This is a genomic window from Trichococcus flocculiformis (assembly GCF_963662535.1).
Lineage (GTDB): Bacteria > Bacillota > Bacilli > Lactobacillales > Aerococcaceae > Trichococcus > Trichococcus flocculiformis.
The window spans coordinates 1,777,237-1,799,591 of record NZ_OY759718.1 but is presented as its reverse complement, the minus strand read 5'-3'; the positions used below and the strand labels follow the sequence as shown (position 1 = coordinate 1,799,591).

Annotated in this window: 20 protein-coding genes and 1 pseudogene; 2 read left to right on the top strand and 19 right to left on the bottom strand. The window is 46.1% G+C overall.

Going from position 1 to position 22,355, the window contains the following annotated elements; all coding sequences use genetic code 11:
- Positions 1-71: 71 nt before the first annotated feature.
- Together parC and parE are read right to left on the bottom strand one after the other, a co-directional pair.
- On the bottom strand, positions 72-2,507 hold the full coding sequence (gene parC / locus ACKPCD_RS08600) for a DNA topoisomerase IV subunit A (RefSeq protein ID WP_321434552.1): 2,436 nt from the start codon (positions 2,505-2,507) through the stop codon (positions 72-74).
- Positions 2,508-2,533: 26 nt separating this feature from the next.
- A pseudogene (gene parE, locus ACKPCD_RS08595) lies at positions 2,534-4,604 on the bottom strand (DNA topoisomerase IV subunit B).
- Positions 4,605-4,786: 182 nt separating this feature from the next.
- On the opposite strand from parE, the gene plsY reads away from it, so the two are divergent.
- The gene (gene plsY, locus ACKPCD_RS08590; protein ID WP_086989111.1) at positions 4,787-5,389 is read left to right on the top strand and encodes a glycerol-3-phosphate 1-O-acyltransferase PlsY; all 603 of its coding nucleotides are present in this window, start codon (positions 4,787-4,789) and stop codon (positions 5,387-5,389) included.
- Between the two features lie 70 nt (positions 5,390-5,459).
- Here the strand turns inward: plsY and ACKPCD_RS08585 are convergent, their stop codons facing one another.
- From ACKPCD_RS08585 to ACKPCD_RS08510, 16 genes are all read right to left on the bottom strand, one after another.
- Positions 5,460-6,332 (bottom strand): aldose 1-epimerase family protein, encoded by an 873-nt coding sequence (locus tag ACKPCD_RS08585; RefSeq protein WP_276644960.1) that lies wholly within the window; start codon positions 6,330-6,332, stop codon positions 5,460-5,462.
- A gap of 36 nt (positions 6,333-6,368) precedes the next feature.
- Positions 6,369-7,187, bottom strand: a complete 819-nt coding sequence (gene codY / locus ACKPCD_RS08580; protein WP_086989109.1) for a GTP-sensing pleiotropic transcriptional regulator CodY — start codon at positions 7,185-7,187, stop codon at positions 6,369-6,371.
- Positions 7,188-7,259: 72 nt separating this feature from the next.
- Complete coding sequence (hslU, locus tag ACKPCD_RS08575; RefSeq protein WP_086989108.1) at positions 7,260-8,669, bottom strand: ATP-dependent protease ATPase subunit HslU; 1,410 nt, start codon at positions 8,667-8,669, stop codon at positions 7,260-7,262.
- A gap of 16 nt (positions 8,670-8,685) precedes the next feature.
- Positions 8,686-9,210, bottom strand: coding sequence for an HslVU peptidase proteolytic subunit (hslV, locus tag ACKPCD_RS08570; protein ID WP_321432951.1), 525 nt, complete (start codon positions 9,208-9,210; stop codon positions 8,686-8,688).
- 3 nt (positions 9,211-9,213) lie between these two features.
- Positions 9,214-10,140, bottom strand: coding sequence for a tyrosine recombinase XerC (gene xerC, locus ACKPCD_RS08565; protein WP_068560729.1), 927 nt, complete (start codon positions 10,138-10,140; stop codon positions 9,214-9,216).
- Positions 10,141-10,211: 71 nt separating this feature from the next.
- Complete coding sequence (gene trmFO / locus ACKPCD_RS08560) at positions 10,212-11,522, bottom strand: methylenetetrahydrofolate--tRNA-(uracil(54)-C(5))-methyltransferase (FADH(2)-oxidizing) TrmFO (protein WP_068560727.1); 1,311 nt, start codon at positions 11,520-11,522, stop codon at positions 10,212-10,214.
- Between the two features lie 17 nt (positions 11,523-11,539).
- The gene (gene topA, locus ACKPCD_RS08555) at positions 11,540-13,609 is read right to left on the bottom strand and encodes a type I DNA topoisomerase (protein WP_321432950.1); all 2,070 of its coding nucleotides are present in this window, start codon (positions 13,607-13,609) and stop codon (positions 11,540-11,542) included.
- Positions 13,610-13,724: 115 nt separating this feature from the next.
- On the bottom strand, positions 13,725-14,633 hold the full coding sequence (dprA, locus tag ACKPCD_RS08550) for a DNA-processing protein DprA (protein WP_321432949.1): 909 nt from the start codon (positions 14,631-14,633) through the stop codon (positions 13,725-13,727).
- 92 nt (positions 14,634-14,725) lie between these two features.
- On the bottom strand, positions 14,726-15,502 hold the full coding sequence (locus tag ACKPCD_RS08545) for a ribonuclease HII (protein ID WP_321432948.1): 777 nt from the start codon (positions 15,500-15,502) through the stop codon (positions 14,726-14,728).
- Complete coding sequence (ylqF, locus tag ACKPCD_RS08540) at positions 15,499-16,377, bottom strand: ribosome biogenesis GTPase YlqF (RefSeq protein WP_321432947.1); 879 nt, start codon at positions 16,375-16,377, stop codon at positions 15,499-15,501. The genes ACKPCD_RS08545 and ylqF overlap by 4 nt, the downstream gene beginning before the upstream one ends.
- A gap of 86 nt (positions 16,378-16,463) precedes the next feature.
- On the bottom strand, positions 16,464-17,126 hold the full coding sequence (gene lepB / locus ACKPCD_RS08535) for a signal peptidase I (protein ID WP_288924822.1): 663 nt from the start codon (positions 17,124-17,126) through the stop codon (positions 16,464-16,466).
- 33 nt (positions 17,127-17,159) lie between these two features.
- A complete protein-coding gene (gene lepB, locus ACKPCD_RS08530) occupies positions 17,160-17,708 on the bottom strand; it encodes a signal peptidase I (RefSeq protein ID WP_321432946.1) in 549 nt (182 codons plus the stop codon).
- A 162-nt stretch (positions 17,709-17,870) separates the two neighbouring features.
- Positions 17,871-19,343 carry a S41 family peptidase gene (locus tag ACKPCD_RS08525; RefSeq protein ID WP_321432945.1) on the bottom strand — a complete coding sequence of 491 codons (1,473 nt, stop codon included), beginning with the start codon at positions 19,341-19,343 and terminating at the stop codon, positions 17,871-17,873.
- 21 nt (positions 19,344-19,364) lie between these two features.
- The gene (gene deoD / locus ACKPCD_RS08520; protein WP_086989097.1) at positions 19,365-20,066 is read right to left on the bottom strand and encodes a purine-nucleoside phosphorylase; all 702 of its coding nucleotides are present in this window, start codon (positions 20,064-20,066) and stop codon (positions 19,365-19,367) included.
- A gap of 21 nt (positions 20,067-20,087) precedes the next feature.
- Positions 20,088-20,312, bottom strand: coding sequence for a YozE family protein (locus ACKPCD_RS08515; protein ID WP_321432944.1), 225 nt, complete (start codon positions 20,310-20,312; stop codon positions 20,088-20,090).
- 15 nt (positions 20,313-20,327) lie between these two features.
- A complete protein-coding gene (locus ACKPCD_RS08510) occupies positions 20,328-20,951 on the bottom strand; it encodes a YpmS family protein (RefSeq protein ID WP_321432943.1) in 624 nt (207 codons plus the stop codon).
- 180 nt (positions 20,952-21,131) lie between these two features.
- Here ACKPCD_RS08510 and trhA point away from each other — a divergent pair, with 180 nt between their 5' ends.
- Entirely contained in the window at positions 21,132-21,782 is a 651-nt protein-coding gene (gene trhA, locus ACKPCD_RS08505; RefSeq protein ID WP_232309294.1) for a PAQR family membrane homeostasis protein TrhA, read from the top strand.
- Positions 21,783-21,854: 72 nt separating this feature from the next.
- Here the strand turns inward: trhA and ACKPCD_RS08500 are convergent, their stop codons facing one another.
- Positions 21,855-22,343 carry a dihydrofolate reductase gene (locus tag ACKPCD_RS08500; RefSeq protein ID WP_086988667.1) on the bottom strand — a complete coding sequence of 163 codons (489 nt, stop codon included), beginning with the start codon at positions 22,341-22,343 and terminating at the stop codon, positions 21,855-21,857.
- Between the last annotated feature and the right edge of the window lie 12 nt (positions 22,344-22,355).

Here is a 22,355-nt window from a genome sequence, read left to right as displayed (position 1 = left end):
CTGTTTCATAAAAAAACGGAAACTGTACTATTACACAGTTTCCGTTTTGATATTTTGTTTATAACAGAAAATTAAGAAATTCTAATTTGTGAAAAATCAAACTCTTTTTCGATATCCGATACTTCGCCATCGGTCTTTTCGTTGATTGCGAAGCTGCCGTTGGAATATCTCGGACTGAATGGCGTTTCTTTGCTTTCCACCATAATAGTCTTGCCGTTGCTCGTTCGGATTGCATAATGATTAGGGATGGACAGATTGCAATCCATAAAAATGATCCGGTGCGGCTTGGCCTTCAGCTCCTTCAGAAGCATCAGCCCTCGTTTTGCACGACCCAAAATCGGAACTTCTCCGGATTTGAATTTTTTGATGTTCCCTCTTTGTGTAAGCACAAGAATCGGGAACTCATCATCACCTTCTTTAAATGCGGCTCCCCCTACTACAAAATCTCCTTCTTTCAGGTTAATGGACTTAACTCCGCTGGCGCGCGTTCCGATGATGCCAACCTCGCTGACGGCGTATCGCAAACTAAATCCGAAATGCGTCACCAACAGAACCTCGTAATTTTGCTTATCCTCCAGACGTTGGATTGAAACGATCGTATCTGTCTCGCTCTTCATCTTCATGGCGACTGCCTTTTTATTCCTGTAACCACGGAAAGTCCGGAAATCGCTCATCAGTGTCTGTTTGATGTACCCTTCTTTTGATACAAAAAGAAGGGTACCGGTTGGTTCACCGTTATTCGGAATCATTTCCACACTGATGATTTTCTCCTCCGAAGCGAAGGGAATGTTTTGCGAGATATGATGGCCCGTATCTTTCCATTTCAACTCAGGCAACTCATGTACCGGGAAATGAAGATAGTCCCCCTTGTTGGTGAACATCACGATGGCATCCAGGGTCGAAGCTTTCCCGACAAATAGCGGCTTATCTCCTTCGCGCAAGCCGATTTCTTCGATTGTCGACGCTCCAAAAGAACGCAGGCTGGTACGCTTGTAATAGCCTTCTTTAGTGATTACGACAATGACTTCTTCTATCGGCACCAACACTTCCGTATCGATTTTGATTTCCTCGATCTCATGCTGGATTGTAGTCCTGCGAGGGTTAGCGTATTGCTTTTTGACCGTGGCAAGCTCATTTTTCATCACAGCGTACAATGTTTTTTCTTGCTTCAGAATTTCAAGGTACGTCGCAATCTGCTCATTCAGTTCCAACTTTTCGTTTTGCAGGGCAGTGATATCCGTGTTGGATAACCGGTACAGTTGTAACGAAACGATAGCTTCCGCTTGCGCTTCCGAAAAAGCATATTGCCTCATCAGATTCTGTTTCGAGTCCTTTTTGTCTTTGCTGTCACGGATCAATTGAATGACTTCATCAAGGATCGAAATCACTCTGATTAATGCATCCACAATGTGCAGGCGCGTCTCTGCCTTCTTCAGGTTATAATTCGTCCTGCGGGTGATGACGACTTTCTGATGACGGATATAGGCTTTCAGTATTTGGTGCAACCCGACCTGCATCGGACGACGTTCATCGATTGCGACCATATTGAAATTATAGTTCACTTGCAGATCCGTATTTTTGAGCAGATAATTGAGAATCCCCTCTGCATTTGCCTCTTTTTTCAGTTCAACGACAATCTGGAGTCCCGAGCGATCCGATTCATCCCGCACTTCAGCGATTCCTTCAATTTTACGGTTAATGCGGATTTCATCCATCCTCTTCACAAGCGTCGCTTTATTGACGTCATAAGGAATCTCCGAAATGACGATTTGCTGTTTGCCGCCACGAATGCTCTCTATGGACGTGCGCGAACGGACAACAACTTTACCTTTTCCGGTTCTGTATGCATCCTGCAAGCCTTCCAACCCCTGAATGATTGCTCCGGTAGGGAAGTCAGGTCCTTTAACATATTTCATAAGCGCTTTGAGCTCCGCATCAGGATGATCGATCAGGTGCAAAGTTGCATCGATGACTTCACCTAAATTATGCGGCGGGATATCGGTTGCATACCCTGCGGAAATGCCGGTAGCGCCGTTCACCAAGAGATTCGGGTATCTGGCAGGCAACACGGTAGGTTCCTGATCGGTATCGTCGAAGTTCAGTACAAAGTCTACTGTTTCTTTATCGATATCGCGTAGCAATTCTGCAGAAATTTTCGAAAGACGTGCTTCGGTATACCGCATCGCTGCAGCTGAATCGCCATCCATGCTTCCGTTATTGCCGTGCATTTCGACCAATACTTCTCGCATCTTCCAATCCTGACTCAAACGTACCATCGCTTCATAGACACTGGAATCGCCATGGGGATGGTAATTACCGATGACATTCCCGACAGTTTTAGCTGATTTTCGGAAGCCTTTTTCCGAAGTGTTCCCGGCAACATCCATCGCATAAAGAATCCGTCTTTGGACAGGTTTCAGTCCATCGCGGATATCAGGCAAAGCCCGATCTTGGATGATGTACTTCGAATAGCGTCCGAAACGATCTCCCATTACGTTTTCAAGCATCAGCTCTTTAATTTCCAGATTATCCACTATTGTTCACCACTTTCAAAATCTAACGAAATCTGCTCCATGTCGTGAGCGGTCTGTTGACCAGAAGACGCTTTTTTAACCTTATCTTGAAGCTGCGTCTGTCCGCTATCGGAAGTCGGTGCAAGATCTTGCTCCAAAATGCTCTTATCATCGGCCATCGAAAATTCGACATGCTTCTCGATCCATTTTCTTCGCGGTTCGACTTTGTTCCCCATCAGTGTCGTGACACGGCGCTCGGCTTGGGCCTTGTCGTCGATGAGAACCCGGATCAACGTTCTGGTTTCTGGGTCCATTGTAGTATCCCATAGCTGATCCGCGTTCATTTCTCCCAGTCCTTTATAGCGTTGCAAGATGTAGCCCTTACCGATGATGTCGATCTTTTCCTGCAGCTCCTTTTCGGTCCATGCGTATTCGATTTTTTCGTTTTTGCCGAAACCCTTGGATATTTTATAGAGGGGCGGTTGCGCCAGATAAATTTTCCCAGCTTCCAGCAGCGGTTTCATGTATCGATAGAAGAAAGTCAGCAACAGGATCTGAATGTGTGCACCATCCGTGTCCGCATCTGTCATAATGATAATTTTGTCATAATTGCAATCCTCGATATCAAAATCCGCCCCGACGCCCGCGCCTACTGTGTAGATGATCGTGTTGATTTCCTCGTTCTTCAGTATATCCTGCATGCTCGCGCGTTCAGTATTGATGACTTTCCCACGCAGCGGGAGAATCGCCTGGAACTTGCGGTCGCGTCCTTGTTTGGCGGATCCGCCGGCGGAATCACCCTCGACTAGGTATAGTTCGTTCTTTTTCGGATTTTTGCTTTGCGCAGGTGTCAACTTGCCGGACAACAGCGATTCGTTTTTTTTGGCGTTTTTTGCCATTTCGCGTCTCTTCACGGGCTTTTCGCGCTGCATTTCTGGCCTCTCTGGCTTTGAGGGATTTCCTGGCAAGCATTTGGGCCGTTTCGCCATTCTCGGTCAGATAGATGCTCAATTTTTCGCTGATGAGGCCATCAACGGCGGCCCGCGCTTGTGGTGTGCCTAATTTTTCTTTCGTTTGGCCTTCGAATTGCAGCAGATTCTCTGGAACGCGCAAGGACAACACTGCCGAAAGACCTTCACGGACATCACTGCCTTCGAGATTCTTCTCCTTCTCTTTGATCAGGTTCATTTTCCGGGCGTATTCGTTGAAGGCTTTGGTGATGGCTGTCTTCGCACCGGTTTCGTGGGTGCCGCCATCCTTAGTGCGGACGTTGTTGACGAAAGACAAAATCGTCTCCGAATAACCATCGTTATACTGGAAGGAAAATTCAATTTCAATCCCATCTGCTTCTCCACTGAAATACACGACATCATGCAGTGTATCTTTTTCTTCATTTAAGTAAGCAACGAATTCCTTGATTCCTTCTTCGAAGTAAAAAGTATCGCTTTGTTCCGTCCGTTCATCTTTCAGCGTGATGGTCAACCCTTTCAATAAAAAGGCTGATTCCCTGAACCGCTCCGCCAAAACCTCATAGGATAACTGCGCTGTTCCGAAAACTTCCTTGTCGGGCAAAAAGTGAATCGAAGAGCCTGAACCTTTTGCGGCACTTTTTGCCTTAGTCAATTTACTGGCAGGTTTCCCGCCATCCTTGAATTTCATCGTATAGACTGTGCTCTCTCGGATGACGGACACTTCCAACCACTCGGACAGGGCATTGACGACACTTGCACCCACACCATGGAGGCCTCCTGAAGTTTTGTAGCCTCCTTGACCGAATTTGCCACCAGCATGCAACACTGTGAAAATGACTTGGATGGTTGGTACACCTGAAGCGTGTAACCCAGTCGGCATGCCGCGGCCATTATCTTTGACACTAATGCTTTGGTCTTCGTGGATCGTGATATCGATTTTATCGGCAAACCCCGATAAAGCCTCGTCAACTGCATTGTCGACTATTTCATATACTAAATGATGCAGTCCACGTGCGTCGGTCGAACCGATATACATACCTGGCCGTTTCCTGACTGCTTCAAGTCCTTCCAACACTTGGATGGAGTCGTCATTGTATTTATTCTCATTATTTTGTGCCATAAAAAAACTCCTTCATCTCTGTTCTGAACCGAACATCTATTCTATCATACTGTATAATTTTCACTTTGAAAAGTATTAAAAATAAGACAGAATTCTGACTCCTATAGGAAAAATGTGGATTAAATGGTAAAATGAACTGGAATTGTTTTATATTGGAGTTTTAAATTAGGAGTGAAGTGAGAATGACAGCAGTTGTCATCGTCCTGGCCTATCTTTTGGGTTCCATCCCTTCAGGCATTTGGATTGGAAAATATTTTTATCATACAGACATCCGCACATACGGCAGCGGGAACAGCGGGACGACGAATACCTTCCGCGTTTTAGGGAAAAAAGCTGGTACAATCGTCTTGATCATGGACATGCTGAAAGGTTCGGCGGCAACTTTACTGCCGATATGGTTAGGGGCTGAAATTCACCCTTTACTGGCCGGTGTTGTGGCAGCATTAGGGCATACCTATCCCCTTTTTGCGGGATTCAAAGGTGGCAAGGCAGTCGCTACAAGCGGCGGCATCATTTTGGCTTATAACCCCCTTTTTTTTACAGAAGCCATCATCGCTTTCGTCATCTATCTTTATTTTTCCAGAATGGTCAGCTTATCCAGCATATTAGTCTGTTTTACGGCAATTTTCCTTTCCTTCTTTTTTAAGGATTGGCCGTTGACGATTGTGACGATCCTTTTGACGGTTTTCATCATCTATCGTCACCGTTCCAACATTTACCGGATCAAGAATGGGACAGAAAGCAAAGTACCTTTCGGCTACAAATCAAAGAGCGTCAAAGAATAAAAGAATAAGGCAGGACCGTAAATCATTGCTGATTTACGGTCCTGCCTTTTTAGTGTAACTAGGCAACGATCTAGAAGAACGCGATCCTGTGGACATAATAACGTTTATTTCCTGGTTCAAGTGATTGGATGGCTGTTTTCCGTTCCAACACCCCATCCGAATCCGACCTGTCAGCCAATCCGCACCAAGGTTCCAAACAGACGTAAGTTGCGTCTTGCTGCGGCTTCGTCCAAATACCTAAGTAGTCAAAATCTTCATAGGACATTGTAACTCCGTGCTCGCCTTTTTTAGATGCCAACGTCACCGTCGTCGGTTCCGGTGTTTTCAAAATAATGGCATCATTCAAGAATAGTTCTCTTTGCAGCGGGAAATTGTTCTGCTCCACTTCAAGTGCTTTGTCTGCGGCTAGATACGGCCCTTCCAGCAATAAGCGCTCTCGGGAAGTTTCAGGAGTCATCTTGACGTAATAATCTTCGAATGCCTCACCCTCCGTCAACGGAACGTTAAAGCCTGGATGCCCCCCAATCGAATAATACATCGTATTTTCATCAAGATTCTTCACCTTGTAAATGACGGACAACTGGTTCTCGAACAATTGATAAGTCAACTGCAATTCAAACAAAAATGGATAAACATCTTTGAAGTGACCGTTCGGCGCAAGAATGAACGTAATGCTGTCAGTCAGACGCTCATGCACTGAAAATTTCGAGTCGCGGGCAAAACCGTGTTGTCCCATTGGATAAGTGTTACCTTTATATCGGAAGGAGTCCTCCTTCAGGCGTCCTACGAAAGGAAATAGGACAGGGGCATGTCTGTTCCAAACTTTCTCATCAGCTTGCCAAATATATTCGATACCAGTTTTCTTTGCGATTACACTGGATACTTCTGCACCTTTATCTTTTACGGTTACTATAAGGTGCTCATTTTCGATTACAAACTCCATGACATTTCCCCCTAGTTTGGCTTTACACCAATTTGATTACTGATCATTTCTTTGATTCAAAGCCTTTTTTAAAGCATCAAGCAATTCTGGGGAAACGACTCTGATGAATGTCCCCTTCATGCCGAGCGATCTCGTCTCGAGAATGCCGGCTGATTCCAGCTTCCTTAAAGCATTCACAATCACGGAGCGCGTTATATTTTTTTCTTCCGCAATTTTCGATGCGGTGATGCGTTCCTCTAAGGATGGAAAACTCTCAAAAATAGCTTTGACTGCTTCCAGTTCGCTGAAAGACAAGGATTTTATTGCAATTTGGATCAGTGTCGTCACTCTTGTTGCCTCTTCCGTACGCAAATTGATGCTATGCAGCAACTCAATACCGATTACGGTGGCCCCGTGTTCGGCAAGAATCAAGTCGCTGCTGTCAAAAGCCGGAAACATACGTGCCAAAATCAAACTCCCCAAACGCTTGCCGGAAGCAAAAATCGGAACGATTGTTGTGACACCTGTAATAAACAAGTCTCTACTCTCAATCGGAAAGGCAGTGAAATCAGATTCAATGCCGATATTCGCGGTCGTTTGAAATAAAGCAGAGAGATTTTGGGCATACTGTTCCGGAAATTTCTTATCCTCCAGCATTTGTTTGATGCGGGTATTGTTGATATCGGTCGCCTCGCTGTAGCCCAATAGATTTCCGGATAGATCGATCAGATACGTGTTGGCTCTTAAAATATCACCAAGTACGCTTGCCATTTCCGTAAAAGGCAATGCTGTCGCTTCGCCACTGTTAGTGACAAACCCACCCTCTTTTTGAAGCATGTGGTTGATCCTTCTCAACTTTTCTAATAATTCGTCCATGTTTCCCCCCATACGATCATCCATCAGAAAATATCCACAAGGTTTATCTATCCTGAAGGGGATTATTTATGCTTAAAGGATATATCTTCTTAAATCTTTATTTTCTACAATTTTCTCAAGCTTTTCATCGACATAATGTTCTGTTATGGTAATTTCTGTACCAGGTATTTCGGAAGCTTCGAACAACAAATCCTCCAATAATTTTTCCATGATCGTATGCAGCCGTCTAGCTCCGATGTTATCGGTTTCCTGGTTAACCTCAGTCGCGATGGCAGCCATCTTCCGGATAGCTTCCTGGGTGAAAGTGATATCGACGTCTTCAGTTGCCAACAACGCAGTGTACTGCTTTAGCATCGCATTATTGGGTTCGGTAAGGATTCTGACGAAATCATCTTCCGTAAGGTCATTTAATTCTACGCGGATCGGGAAACGACCTTGCAGTTCCGGGATGAGATCGCTTGGCTTGGAAACATGGAACGCGCCGGATGCGATGAAGAGGATGTGATCTGTTTGGAGTGTCCCATACTTGGTGGAAACCTGGCTTCCTTCGACAATCGGAAGGATATCCCGTTGCACACCTTCCCGCGACACTTCACCTGAATTTTGTGATTTGGAAGTGATCTTATCGATTTCATCGATGAAAATGATGCCGTTGGTTTCGGCCAACTTCAAAGCTTCCTGCGAAATATCATCCTTGTTGACCAGTTTGTCGGTTTCTTCCTGCACAAGTACCTCGATAGCATCTTCGACCAAAAGTGTCCGCTGGATTTTCTTTTTCGGCGTCATGGATTCGAATGCCGACTGAAGCATCATCATTTGTTCGTTGTTTCCGCCGCCACCTAAGGGATTTGCTTGTTTTTCCTCCACTTTTATGGAGACTTCACGCTTATTCAGAAGTCCTTTACGCAATTGTTCAATGATTTCCGCTCTGCTCTTGGCGATTTCGGCGGTCACTTCTTCAACTTCTTCTTCCTGACTTTCCGGCAGAGGCATCCCTAGATTCTTGAACATATTTTGCCAGTCATTCATACCTTCCTGTTTGGGCTTAGCTTTCTTGGTACCCGGCCTCATTACCTTTGAGAGCCTTTCTAAAGCAGCCTCATAGGCTTTCGCATAGACATCGCTACGCTTCTGCTTTTCGACAATCTGAATGGCGTTCTCCATCAGGTCCCGGACCATCGACTCAACGTCGCGGCCGACATAGCCGACCTCTGTGAATTTAGTGGCCTCGACCTTGACGAAGGGTGCTTCGACCAATAAGGCCAAGCGTCTCGCCAGCTCGGTCTTTCCTACCCCGGTCGGCCCGATCATCAGAATATTTTTCGGCGTCACTTCTTTTTGCATATCGGCATCCAATTTTTGTCTCCGGTAGCGATTCCGCAAAGCGACAGCGATTGCTTTTTTTGCGGCATCCTGGCCGATGATATAACGATCGAGCTCCTTGACGATTTCTCTGGGTGTTCTGTTGTGCTGTTCCTTCATTATATTAGCCACCTATCTAAAATTCTTCAACAATGATGTTGTCGTTAGTAAATACGCAGATTTCTGAGGCGATTTTGAGGCTTTCGTAGGCGATTTCCTTAGCGGAAAGATCGGAGCCTCTTCTTTTCAGCGCTCTTGCTGCAGCCAAGGCATAATTTCCGCCCGATCCGATCGTCAGGATGCCATCATCCGGTTCGATGACTTCCCCACTTCCGGAAACAAGCAGCATCTGTTCCTTGTTCATGACGATCAACAACGCCTCCAGTTTCTGAAGAGCGCGATCTCCCCGCCATTCTTTAGCCACCTCAATGGAGGCGCGCAGAAAGTTTCCTTTGTACTGATTCAGTTTCTCTTCAAATTTGTCCTCAAGGGTGAACGCATCCGCTACGCCGCCTGCGAAACCGACGATGACTTCATCATGATAGATGCGTCTGATTTTTTTTGCGGTCCCTTTCATGATGACGGATTCCCCCATCGTTACCTGGCCATCACCCGCCATGGCTGAACGTCCGTTGTGGTGCACTGCGCAGATTGTTGTCATTTGTTATTCCCCCTGTTTTTTGCTGTCCCGTTTCGCCCGTGGATGGAATTTGTTGTAATTCCTTTGGAGGGCATCTTTCGTTACATGAGTGTATATTTGCGTGGAAGACAGGCTAGCATGTCCTAAAAGTTCCTGGACTGTCCGCATATCTGCTCCGTTGTTCAACATATCGGTCGCAAACGTATGCCGCAGCATATGCGGATGCAAGGTACCGGTCAATCCGGTTTTTTTCATGATCTGTTTTAATATGTATTCAATACCGCCTGCCGTGAGCGGATCACCCAAGCGGCTCACAAAGAGATAATCGTGATTGCGTTGGTGTTTAGCCATCAATTCTGTCCGGGTCATTTCCAGATATTCCTGAATGGCAGCGGCGGCATAATGGCCGAAGGGCACATAACGTTCTTTGTTTCCTTTTCCGAAAATTAAAATGACACCCAATTCGAAGGAAACATCCTGTAACTTGATGTTCTTGCACTCGCTGACACGGATTCCGGTCGCATAAAACAATTCCACCAGCGCTCGGTTCCGATAGTCGAGCATTTCCGTCCCTTCGGCTGCGCGCAATAGTTTTTCCAACTCTTCTTCGTATAAGTACTGCGGCAAACGCAATTGCTTTTTCTTGAATGAGATATAGGATAAAGGGTTTTCATCAAGAAGGTCATTGCGGATCAGGAAGTGATAGAATCCCCTCAAGCTGGACAATGTGCGCGAAATCGTATTCCGACTCAGTTTTTGTTCGTCCAAAAAACTCAAATACAGTCGGACATCATACAATTTCACCGCCAGCAAATTGCTGGTTCCACTTTCCTCAAGAAAGGATTCAAATTTTTTCAGGTCAAACAGATAGGCCTTGACGGTTTCGTCGGAATAGCGCCTCTCGATAGCCAAATATTTTATGAAACGATCGATTAATTCTTGATTAGACAAAAAAATCCCTCCAACATCTTATGACTAAATTTATCACAATGTTGGAGAGATTTCAATGTAAGTTGGCGAACTTAAATCGTTTGCACGAATTCGTCCAGAGCAGCCAATGCTTTATCGGCTATCATCTGGTTTTTGAGCTGTTTATCGCGGATTTTCTTGCCGCCTAAAGGTTCAATGATGCCGAAGTTGGCGTTCATCGGTTGGAAATGTTTGCTGTCTGTATTTGTGATGTAGTGGGACATCGCACCGATCATCGTCTCTTTCGGGAAGACAACACATTCCTGTCCGCTCGCCATTCTGGCGGCATTGAGGCCAGCCAACAGCCCGCTTGCCGCACTCTCGACATATCCTTCAACTCCGGTCATCTGGCCGGCGAAGAACAGGTCGTCGCGTTTTTGGCTCTGATAGGTGGCGCGCAGAATTTTTGGAGAGTTCAGGAACGTATTCCGATGCATGACTCCGTAACGTACAATCTCAACATTTTCCAACCCCGGGATCATTCGCAGGATCCGTTTCTGCTCTCCCCATTTCAGGTGAGTCTGGAAACCGACAATATTGTATAGGGATCCGGCAGCGTTGTCCTGACGCAGCTGCACAACCGCATAGGGAATCTTTCCAGTCTTCGGATCTTCCAGTCCGACCGGTTTCATCGGACCGAACAGCAACGTTTTTTCACCTCTTGAGGCCATCACTTCGAATGGCATGCACCCATCGAAATATTTTTCTTCCTCGAATTCTTTCAATGGGGCTACTTCAGCCGTAATCAGTTCATGATAGAAGTTTTCGAATTCCTCTTTGGTCATCGGACAGTTCAGGTAGGCGGCTTCACCTTTGTCATAACGCGACTTCAAGTAAACCTTCTCCATATTGATGCTGTCTTTTTCCAACACGGGTGCGGCGGCATCATAGAAGTACAATCCTTCCGTTTCAATGAAATGTTGAATCGATTGGCTTAATGGTTCTGAAGTCAAAGGGCCAGTCGCTACCACCGTGATCCCTTCAGGCAATTCCGTCAGCTCATCCAGATGGATTGTGATATTGGGATGTTCTTCCAATGCTTTCGTAACATAAGCTGAAAAATTTTCTCGATCGACCGCCAAAGCGCCGCCCGCAGGAAGCGCGGTCGCATCAGCCGCTTGGATGATGAGGGAATTCAGATGACGCATTTCTTCCTTTATCAATCCGGCGGCGTTCGTGACTTGGTTCGCCCGCAGTGAATTGGTACAGACCAATTCCGCGAAGCCTGAAGTATGGTGGGCAGGCGTCATCTTTTTCGGCCTCATCTCATAGAGATCGACTTGGATACCCTGCTCCGCTATTTGAAAAGCCGCTTCGCTTCCGGCCAAGCCGGCTCCGATCACGGTAACTCTTTTACTTGTCATAGTATGCCTCCATAACGTTATTTCTGTATGTCTTCCTCGTATTCACAATGACTGCATTTCACTTGGATGCCGCCTTTGACCTTCTTCTCAACAAGATACTGTTGACATTTCGGGCAATCACGGCCAATCGGTTTGTCCCAGGAGATGAATTCGCACTCTGGGTAACGATCACACCCATAGAATATCCGATTTTTCTTGGATTTCCTCTCGATGACCTCGCCTTTTTTGCACACAGGACACGTCACGTTGATTTTCTTGACGATCGGCTTCGTGTTGCGGCATTCCGGGAAATTGCTGCATGCATAGAATTTTCCGAATCTGCCGATTTTGATGACCATCGGATGGCCGCATAATTCGCAATCGAATCCAGCAGGCTCGTCCTTGATCTCAATTTTTTCGATCTCGACTTCCGCTTTCGCTAGCTCTTCGGCGAATGGCTTATAAAAACGATCGACTACTTTAACCCATTCCATTTTCCCCTCTTCGACACTGTCTAGATCTTGTTCCATCCCGGCAGTGAAGGAAATATTCACGATATCCGGGAAATAAGTGGAAATCAAACCGTTTACGATCGTACCCAATTCGGTTGGTTCGAAACGTTTTGCCGTCACTTTTACGTAATAACGCTTCTGGATCGTTTCGATTGTCGGCGCATAGGTCGAAGGTCTACCGACACCGTTCTCTTCCAAAGCTTTGATGAGCGTTGCTTCCGAGTATCGGGCCGGCGGTTGTGAGAAATGCTGATTCGGGTCGATGTCTTTTGAGAAAACCGTATCGCCGACAGCCATTTCCGGAAGAAGGTTATCTTTTTCTTTGGAATTGCCTTCTACGTAGACTTTGCGGTAACCGGCAAAGTTCTCCTTGGAACCTGTCGCGCGGAACATAACATCCTCATGCTTGAGATCTACCTTCATCGTATCGAAGATTGCCGGAGTCATTTGGCTAGCCAAAAAGCGTGCCCAAATCAATTGGTACAATTTGAACTGATCCTTCGTCAAGAAAGGCTCGATTTCGCTTGGAACCCTCAAAACACTTGAAGGACGGATGGCTTCATGGGCATCCTGCGCCGATTGAGATTTTTTGTTCTCACGTTGTTTCTCGATGGCATATTCTGGGCCATATGTACCTGTTATGTATTCATGGGCTTCTTCAATCGAATCGGCTGAAACACGTGTGGAATCCGTTCGCATATAGGTGATCAGTCCAACTGAACCCTCTTTGCCGAGTGCGATCCCTTCGTAAAGTTCTTGCGCGACCATCATCGTTTTCCGCGTACGGAAATTCAGTTTGTTGGCGGCTTCCTGCTGCATGCTGGAAGTCGTGAAAGGCTGAGCCGGATTACGTTTTTGTTGTTTCTTCGTAACATCGGTGATTTCAAAGACATTGGATGTAATCTTCTCCAGCACCGCATCCGCTTCCTCTTTTGTCTTCAACTTCAGTTTCTTCCCGTCCAACCCGTAAAATGCCGCCTGAAAAACATGTTTGTCCTTCAGGAAAGTGCCGTCTATTGTCCAAGACTCCACAGGCTCGAAACCGGCAATCTCTTCCTCACGGTTGATGATCAGTTTCAGCGCAACGGACTGAACCCGTCCGGCACTCAAACCTTTTTTGACTTTCTTCCATAGTATGGGTGAAATGGAGTACCCTACCAGACGATCCAAGATTCTTCGGGCCTGCTGGGCTGAGACAAGATCCATATTGATCGGTCTTGGGTTTTTGAGTGCTTCTTTAACTGCATCTTTGGTTACTTCATTATAAACGACACGGATATTGTCTGCTGGGTCCAAGCCCAACAAATGTGCAAGATGCCATGAGATGGCCTCCCCTTCTCTATCCGGGTCGGAAGCCAAGTAAATTTTTTCTGCCTTGTGTCCATATTTTTTCAATTCTTTTATAAGGTCGCCTTTACCACGGATGGAAATATAGTCCGGTTGGTAGTCATTTTCGATATCAACCGCCATTCGACTCTTTGGTAAATCGCGTAAGTGGCCTTTGCTCGCTACCACTTTATAGTTTCTGCCAAGATACTTTTCTATCGTTTTGGCTTTAGTAGGTGATTCCACGATGACTAAATATTTATAAGCCAAAGAAACGACTCCTCTCAACGAAATATTTTGTATGTATATTTCTGTCATTTAAATCGTTTCCCATCTTATGCCATAAACTAGGTGTTTGTCAAATGGAAGTTATTTCGAAGATGCTTCAGTTCCACTGCGTTCTCATTTCCTCCAGCACGTCAGTCGCATTCAAAATGCAAGCAGCACCGGCCTTTATCAATTGATTGGTACCGACGCTGAGGTGGCTGGTAATATTTCCTGGGACCGCAAAAACATCTCGATTTTCCTGCAAGGCTAGATTCGCAGTTATAAGGCTTCCACTCTTTTCTGTCGCCTCGATCACCAGTGTTGCCGATGAGAGATTGGCGATCAAGCGATTTCGCATCGGAAAATGATAGCGTTCCGGCTTTGAGCCCAAAGGATACTCACTGATGACAAGCTGTTCCGCCATCATTTTCCGCTGAAGGGAAGCATTTTCTCTTGGATAGGTGACATCCAACCCTGTTCCGATGACCCCGATCGTTGCTCCACCGTTTTCGATTGCATAAGCATGAACCATCTGATCGATTCCCTTGGCGAGCCCGCTCACCATCGTGATGCCCTCCACAACCAACGGCGGTATCATTTCATTCAGGACTGCCTTTCCATAGGCGGACGGACTGCGGCTGCCTACGACACTTAAACACGGCTGCTCCAATAAACCGATATTACCCGCGCAGAACACCACAATTGGAGGCAGATAGCTATTAAACCAGCCCTCCGGATAACCATTATCCAGAATGGTCAAAATCTGAATATCATTGCTCCGGTAAAGTTCCAGTAATTCCTCATAAGACATCCTGCTGTAGGCTGTTTGTATGGCTGACTTTAGTTTCTGATGTTTTGATTCATTGGCCATCGGAACATAACCTTTGATGTTCTCTTCTATTGAATAATCCGGATCCCTCATCCAAGACAAATAGAGATGCTTCATGAAATGTGGCGTGCACACGCCAGTCATTGCATGATAAATCAACTTATCGCGGACCGTCAGATCCTCGTGGTTCATTTCCATAAAAAAACTCCTTTGCGTACAATCTGATAAGATAATACGCAAGGAGTTGCATTAAGCTTTATTCAATTGTTTGCATTTGGAGTACAGAATGTTTACTGATCTCTCAGCATGCTTTTGATAGGATCAAACGTCTTCCGGTGGATAGGGGTAATACCATGCGATTCCAAACCGGATAAATGCAGTTGGGTGCCATAGCCGGCGTTCTTCTCAAAACCATAGTAAGGATATTGAACCGCATATTCGGACATCAGGCGATCACGGTATACTTTCGCGACAATGCTCGCCGCAGCGATGGAGACCGATTTGGCATCACCTTTAATGATCGATTGCTGCTCGATCGGCAAAGGAAGCTTCATGGCATCGATCAGCAGGCTGTCCGGTTCTTGTTTCAGATTGGCGATCGCCTGCATCATCGCCAGTTTCGTGGCTTCATAAATATTCACGGCATCAATCGTTTCCGGGGAAATCAATCCGATCCCGACATCGGCAATGGCCATGATCTGATCGTATAGTTGCTCCCTTTTTTTTGCAGAGAGTTGTTTCGAATCGTTGACCGGAAGGAAAGGGAGCTCTGCCGGCAGAATGACGGCGGCAGCGACCACCGGGCCGGCTAACGGGCCTCTGCCGACTTCATCGATACCTGCGATGGCAAGCCGGCCATTTGCCTTCAGTTCCTCTTCGAAGGCCATCATCTGGATTTGCCGTTCTTTCAAGGTGAGGTCGAGTTGATAATTCCGCTCCCACGATTTGATCGCGGCTTGGACGCCTTTGCGGGAGTCGGCTCGGATCGTTGTCCATCGTGGATCTTCCAACGATCGGATTTCCTGCAACTGCTCCTTGATGGCAGCGATGCTCAATGGTTTGTTCATTCTGCTAAGTCCTCTCCAGCCTCCGCCAGTTTAACGGGAACCTGATCCAAAGTATAAGGCCCAAGTTTGCCGCCGCGGATATCAAAAATGATTCTCTCGCTGGCACGGCTGTAATCCTCGCCAAAGCGCAGTTTCGTGGTCAATTCCATCAACAGGTCCGGAACCGCTCCTTCGAATTCTTTTTCTTCCACCTTATAGAATGCCTGCAATCTGCCTGGATAATACTGCATAAAATGACGCAACGCGAATAAAGCGACATCATCCTTGTGGAAAACGGTATCCTTGATTGCTCCGGTTAGGGCAAGTTTTTGACCGATCAGCTGATCCTCGAATTTAGGCCACAGTATCCCCGGAGTGTCCAACAACTCGAAATCACCGCCGATTTTCAGCCATTGTTGCCCTTTTGTCACACCAGGTCGGTTTCCGGTCTGGGCTCGATTCTTCTGCATCAATTTATTGATCAAAGTTGACTTCCCGACGTTAGGGATGCCAAGGATCATCAAACGGATGGCGCGAGGTTTGACGCCTTTAGCGATCATCGCCTGCGTTTTATGCGCCATCATCGCTTTCAGTTCTCTTTTGATGTTCTCTACATCTTTATTGTTAAGCGTCGAAATCGAAACGGCTCGCTGCGCTTTGTTATCCTGTTTGAAGTATTCCACCCATTCTTTTGTGGCTGTCTTATCCGCAAGGTCAGCCTTATTGAGCACAATCAATCTTGGTTTGTTTCCGATGATATCGTCGATCAATGGGTTCCGACTCGATTCCGGAAGGCGCGCATCCAGCAACTCAATCACCAAATCGACCATTTTTAATTTTTCTAACGCTTCACGTTTCGCTTTTGCCATGTGGCCTGGAAACCATTGTATTAACATATTGACACTTCCTTTTCTAAGTAAATCCTTCGCTTCCATTTCAAGACAAAACACAAGTGCAAATACACTTGTGTGCGGTTGTCTCTTTATTCTTCTGCCCCATTATCAGCAATGATCCCTATTTTGTTTAAAGGCCACAGTCTTAAATCAGCTGTCCCTTCGATTTGCGCTGCGGGGATAAATCCGAAGACACGACTATCTTTCGAAACAACGCGGTTGTCCCCAAGAACAAAATACATGTCTTCAGGGACTGCCATTTCCCCCGTCAGGCTAAAGAGGGTGAAATCACCGGTCAATGTCTGATTTGATCCTTCTTTTAAAGCCTCCAGATAATGTTCCGTTACTTTTTCGCCGTTGATATACAGTTCATCCTGGAAATAAGTGATTTCGTCACCAGGAAGCCCGATGACGCGTTTCACATATTCTTCATCCGTCCCGTCAGGAGCAGGAAACACGACGATATCAAAACGATCAACTTCGGCCAATTTGTTCAGGATCAGCCGATCTCCCGTCTCCAAAGTGGGTACCATCGAATCACCGACAACCTGGAACGGATAAAACAGATAAGTCCGGATAACAACAAACAGCACAAAGGCAATCGCCACCGAAAGAAGCAGGCTCAGCGCTTCCCGAAAAAAGCCACCTCGTTTTTCCGGTTGAATATCTTTCTTTTGTTCGACTCCGAATCTTTCGTTCCTTGAAACAAAACCAGAGTCTTGATAATCATGATTTTTATTTCCAAATGACATCGAATCACCCTTTCTTATAAACCCAGTCGGTTCTTAATTTTCAATAAAGCCAAAATCCTCAAACGGAAAATACACCATTGCAGCTTTTCCGGCTATATCAGCCTGTGGCACAAAACCGAATATCCGGCTGTCCCGGCTACGCACTCGATTGTCCCCAAGCACAAAATAACTACTCTCCGGGACTATCTCAACTCCTGTCAAGGACAACAAATCAAAATCAGAAGTGAAAACATCCATTCCCTGTTGCTGCTCCGTCCCAAGAAAAGGCTCTTCGATGACCTCTCCATTCAGATACAGCTGATCCTCACTGTATGAAATGGAATCACCCGGTAACCCGATGACTCTCTTGATGAGCGTTTGCCCATCTTCACTGCTGAAGATGATGATATCAAAGCGATCAATGTCCGAAAATGTCTCATATAAGAGATAGTTTCCCTGTGCTAGCGTTGGACTCATTGAGTCGCCTTCAACTTTCAACGGAATGAAAACATAAAAACGGATGATGAGCACCAGCAACAAGGCTAAGATGATCGCCTTCACCCAATCCCAAATCCCATCCTGCATCTTTTTATCTACTTTCATCGGTATCAACCTTTTTGGTTATAGTTTACGAAAACAATACTCATAGTTTAGCATATTTTACGCACAAAAAGAATCGCAACAAATCCAAAGGCGATACTTCCAAGCAATTCCGGACATTACAAAAAGGTTTGGCCCTTCGAAAAAGCAGCCAAACCTTTCGGACTATTCGTTCCCCATCAATATTTCCACAGCTTTATCGTACTGTGTATCGTTCTCCGTAAGAACTTCGCGCAATTTTTCAACAATAGCCAACGCGGTGTCGCCCGTTACGATTCCGGTTGCATCCAGCTCATTTGCAGCTTGGAATGAGGCTACCTGTTCGACAGTAGCTTCATCGTAGTAACCGTCTGCTTCGACCGCGTATCCGATGGCGTTCAGCATCGCTTCCACATTCTTGACCTCTTCCGAGACAGTTCCTTCTTCATAGGTTGCCGTAGAATCGATGATCGTTAAAGTGGCGTACTCCGGAAGCGCGACTTCGTAGTCGACCGAAATGCCTTTTTCGTGGATCCAGTTTCCGTTTGGCGTCAGCCACTTGGCGACCGTCAATTTCAATTCGCTGCTCTCCGTCAAAGGATAAACAGTTTGAACTGTCCCTTTGCCGAAGGTCGTTGTCCCGACCAACGGAATTTCGGATGATTCCTGCAGAGCTCCCGCGACGATTTCCGATGCACTGGCACTTCCCTCATCAACAAGCAGTACGCTTGGTTCGGTTATCTTGAAATCTCCGAACTCGCTTTCGCTGGCCACAATCTTATTCGGCTCGGCATCTTTTTCTTGCGTCTGCATGATGACGTCGCCGTCGTCAAGGAACATATTGCTGATCTTCAGAGCTTGATCCAACAAACCGCCTGGATTCTGCCTGAAATCAAACACAAAGGATGTGGCGCCTTGTGTACGCAGATCCGTTACAGCGCTGACGATATCGTCATAGGTCGGCGTCGAGAAACTGGAAACGTGGACGATGCCGATTTCCGGATATTCTTCATCCAGTTCAAAAGTCACCGTTTCGATCGGAATCGTGTCTCTGGTGATATTCACTTTGAATGTCTGGTCACCGCGAACGATTTCCAGGACCACTTCACTTCCTTTTTCGCCTCTGATCAGCGCGACTGCTTCGCTTGCCGTTAAGCCCTGCAATGATTCGCCATCCGCACTGAGAATGATGTCATTCGGCAACAGTCCTGCTTTTTCAGCTGGAGAGCCCTTGATCGGCGAAACGATGACAATCTGCTGATTCAAGGACATGATTTCAGCTCCAATTCCTTCGAATGAGGCGGAAATCGTCTCATCCAAGTTCTCGCTCTCTTCTGTGTTCAAGTATTGACTGTAGGGATCGCCGACTGCTTCCACCATGCCGCTCAAGGCACCCTCAATCAACGCCTCTTTATCGACACCTTCGACATAATTATTGAGCAGTGTCTGATAGACAGCTCCGATGCGTTCGGATGCAGCTATATCCAATGTCGAACTGTTTGTGCCTTGGATAATCTCTCCTGTCGATGGGAGAGTAACGCTCCTGCCGATCCACGCATACGTCCCGCCAATAGCCGCAATTGCGACGATAAGTAAGGACAGGAAGTAGAAGGAGAGCTTTACTCCACGTTTTTTTAGTTTATGACCGTTGTTGCCCATTCAAAGTACACCTCTTTAAGATTATAGGATAGATTCTAAAGCAACGAGCATCATGTCATCGAACGTAGTTTCACGCTCTTCGGCAGTCGTCTCTTCCCCTGTCAGGATATGGTCGCTGATGGTCAATAAAGCTAAAGCTTTCCGGTTATATTTGGCGGCCAGCAAGTAGAGACCGGCAGCTTCCATTTCCACGGCCAGAACGCCATAGTCAGCCAACTTTTGTTTATCCAACTCTTCATTGTAGAAGCGGTCCGAAGACAGGACATTGCCGACGTGGACGGATAGATTTCTTTCCTTCGCAACCAGGTAGGCATTGTGCATCAATTCAAAGCTACAGATTGGCGCAAAATTGACTTGGCCATTGAACGTATTGCTGACGACGCTGGAATCGGTGGTCGCTCCTTGGGCAATGACGATATCACGCACATGGATATCTTTTTGGATTGCCCCTGCGGAACCGACCCGGATTAAATTCTGTACATTGTACTCAGTGATCAATTCGTTTGCGTAAATCATGATGGAAGGCAAGCCCATCCCTGTGCCTTGGACAGAGACACGTTTACCTTTGTATGTCCCCGTATATCCGAACATGTTCCGGACAGAATTGTACTGTTCGACATTCTCCAAATAGGTCTCGGCAATATACTTCGCTCTCAATGGGTCGCCCGGCAATAAAACAGTTTCCGCGATTTGACCAGGTTTTGCTGCAATGTGTGTACTCATTTCATTTCCTTCTTTCTTTATCTAATTTTGGTTTCTCTCGATGTATACTTCGAACAACTCATCAAATACGGACATGAACTCTGTGTACTCTCCGCTCAACTCCAGGTAATCGGCAAGTTCGTGATAATCGGTCATTTGCTTCGGAAAGCCGATATCCTCGGAAAGCCGGTTCGCAAATGCTGTTTTTTTGTCCTTTTTGTATGGGTCTCGATACGTCAGGATGAAAAGGTAAAAAGATTGTCTCATAAATTAGGCCTCTTTCTATTTTAACAAATTTTCTGCTGATATGCTTACTTCAAACGAATATTCTTTCGTCTCTTTATCGATCGAAAGCAAGCGGATGGCACTCTCTTTCGGAAGTTTGATGTTGGCCAAATTCATCAGTACGGTTTCCGAATCCGCATCCAAGCTGACGAATGCAGGCAATTCTAAAAATTGAGCCAAAAGAGTCAAGGCTTCCTTTTCGGGCAAAGACAGCCCGCCTAGGGAAATATCGGTCACCTTCAGCTGCAGATTACCGTCCGTTGTCGCATGCGGCTCTCCTGTTAGAGCGAACGGGATCGAAAGCCCCAAAAGTACAGTCTCTCCTTTTAAAGTCACCGCATCCGTCATCTCCAACGAGTAGCCATCCAAGCTCTGCTCGGATTTCAGATATTCATTGGCGATGACCGCCAATTCGTTATTGCTCAAGGACAACCCTATCGAGAGCTGATCCGCTGATTGCGTCGTGGTTAGAGCATCAGTCGCTGTTTGGCTAGGCTGAACCATCGCAATTTTCGAGAAAATCCAAATTGCTGCCAGCACCAGTATGAGCGACAAGGTTATGAATCCAATTTTCCATGGATTCGGACTATTCCTCACACTTCTTTGTTGATTGATTCCCATTGAACTCGCTCCTTTAAAAATATCTTTCTGAAAGTCCCAATCTTTTTTTGCGGAAGGGATACTATTATTTTCTAAAGCTTACCATTTAATGTGCTATAATGCATTCAGAAGGACGTTGTTGGAGACTGTTTTTTTCTTTGGCCAAAAAAAATTGCTGTCAGGCAACAAGGAGGAATGAATGTGACTACTTTTCCGCAAACAGAAGGCAGACGCAAAATCATCGTAAACGAAGTGTTGAATGCCGTAACGCATGGAATCGGGACCTTGCTTAGCATCGTAGGATGCGTCTTACTCATTTTGAAGGGGTCCCAATCAGGAAACGTTACAGAAGTCGTAGCTTATGCCATTTACGGCGCTTCGATGATTTTACTTTTTCTGTCATCGACGCTCTATCACAGTTTCAGTATGACCCGCTTCCAAAAGATATTCCGCTACATCGATCACGCAGCCATATATTTGTTGATTGCAGGGACGTATACGCCGTTTTGTTTGATTGCGGTACGTAACGGTCAAAGCAGGGCTTTGTTCATTGCCGTTTGGGCAATCGCAATCATCGGCATTATCCTGAAGATCTTTTTCGTCGGAAAATTCAACGGTATTTCCACCCTCTTGTACTTGGGTATGGGATGGATGGCGCTGTTCATCATTCAACCGATGTACCAGACACTCGGTCTGAACGGCATTGTGCTGATCGCTTTAGGTGGTTTGAGTTACAGTTTGGGGACTATTTTTTACTCGAACAAAAAATACGGCTTTATGCATGTCATTTGGCACCTCTTTGTTATGGCAGGCGCCGCTTTTATGTTTTTCGGCATCTTCTTGTATGTTTAAAAACAGAAAATCAATAACATCATGCAAAGCAAAAATTGGGCTGACTCAATCATTGAGTCAGCCCTTTTCAGCCTAGTTCACCCGTTTGAAGACCTTGAATTCATGTTCGAAGCAGTTTTTGTCATCTACAACGCCTAAGGTTGATGACTCAAGTCCCCACTCGTTCCAGTCGACTGCAGGGAAATAAGTATCCCCGTCAAAGTCGGCATGAATGACGGTCTGATACAGGATATCCGCAAACGGCAGAAATAGTTCAAAAATTTCACTGCCGCCGATGATGAAAAGCGTGTCCTCTTCATTATCCAACGCCAATACTTCTTTGACGTCATGCAGGACAGTAACGCCTGCATGGCTGTACTCGGTTTGCCTCGTCAGGATGATGCTTTCCCTTTTCGGCAACGGGCGTGATCCCATTCCCTCGAACGTTTTTCTGCCCATCACGATTTTGTGGTTCAATGTTTTTTCCTTGAAGTACTTCAGATCATTCGGCAGGTGCCAAGGCAATGTGCCGCCTTTCCCTATGATTCCATTGTCGTCTTCAGCCCATAATAATGCGATCATCTTATGTTTTGC

Excerpts from the sequence above, each read along its gene's own strand:
- parC (WP_321434552.1), bottom strand. The coding sequence starts at position 2,507 with ATGCTTGAAAACGTAATGGGAGATCGTTTCGGACGCTATTCGAAGTAC.
- plsY (WP_086989111.1), top strand. The coding sequence starts at position 4,787 with ATGACAGCAGTTGTCATCGTCCTGGCCTATCTTTTGGGTTCCATCCCT.
- ACKPCD_RS08585 (WP_276644960.1), bottom strand. The coding sequence starts at position 6,332 with ATGGAGTTTGTAATCGAAAATGAGCACCTTATAGTAACCGTAAAAGAT.
- codY (WP_086989109.1), bottom strand. The coding sequence starts at position 7,187 with ATGGACGAATTATTAGAAAAGTTGAGAAGGATCAACCACATGCTTCAA.
- hslU (WP_086989108.1), bottom strand. The coding sequence starts at position 8,669 with ATGAAGGAACAGCACAACAGAACACCCAGAGAAATCGTCAAGGAGCTC.
- hslV (WP_321432951.1), bottom strand. The coding sequence starts at position 9,210 with ATGACAACAATCTGCGCAGTGCACCACAACGGACGTTCAGCCATGGCG.
- trmFO (WP_068560727.1), bottom strand. The coding sequence starts at position 11,522 with ATGACAAGTAAAAGAGTTACCGTGATCGGAGCCGGCTTGGCCGGAAGC.
- dprA (WP_321432949.1), bottom strand. The coding sequence starts at position 14,633 with ATGGAAATGAACCACGAGGATCTGACGGTCCGCGATAAGTTGATTTAT.
- ACKPCD_RS08545 (WP_321432948.1), bottom strand. The coding sequence starts at position 15,502 with ATGAACAAACCATTGAGCATCGCTGCCATCAAGGAGCAGTTGCAGGAA.
- ylqF (WP_321432947.1), bottom strand. The coding sequence starts at position 16,377 with ATGTTAATACAATGGTTTCCAGGCCACATGGCAAAAGCGAAACGTGAA.
- lepB (WP_288924822.1), bottom strand. The coding sequence starts at position 17,126 with ATGTCATTTGGAAATAAAAATCATGATTATCAAGACTCTGGTTTTGTT.
- lepB (WP_321432946.1), bottom strand. The coding sequence starts at position 17,708 with ATGAAAGTAGATAAAAAGATGCAGGATGGGATTTGGGATTGGGTGAAG.
- ACKPCD_RS08525 (WP_321432945.1), bottom strand. The coding sequence starts at position 19,343 with ATGGGCAACAACGGTCATAAACTAAAAAAACGTGGAGTAAAGCTCTCC.
- deoD (WP_086989097.1), bottom strand. The coding sequence starts at position 20,066 with ATGAGTACACACATTGCAGCAAAACCTGGTCAAATCGCGGAAACTGTT.
- ACKPCD_RS08515 (WP_321432944.1), bottom strand. The coding sequence starts at position 20,312 with ATGAGACAATCTTTTTACCTTTTCATCCTGACGTATCGAGACCCATAC.
- ACKPCD_RS08510 (WP_321432943.1), bottom strand. The coding sequence starts at position 20,951 with ATGGGAATCAATCAACAAAGAAGTGTGAGGAATAGTCCGAATCCATGG.
- ACKPCD_RS08500 (WP_086988667.1), bottom strand. The coding sequence starts at position 22,343 with ATGATCGCATTATTATGGGCTGAAGACGACAATGGAATCATAGGGAAA.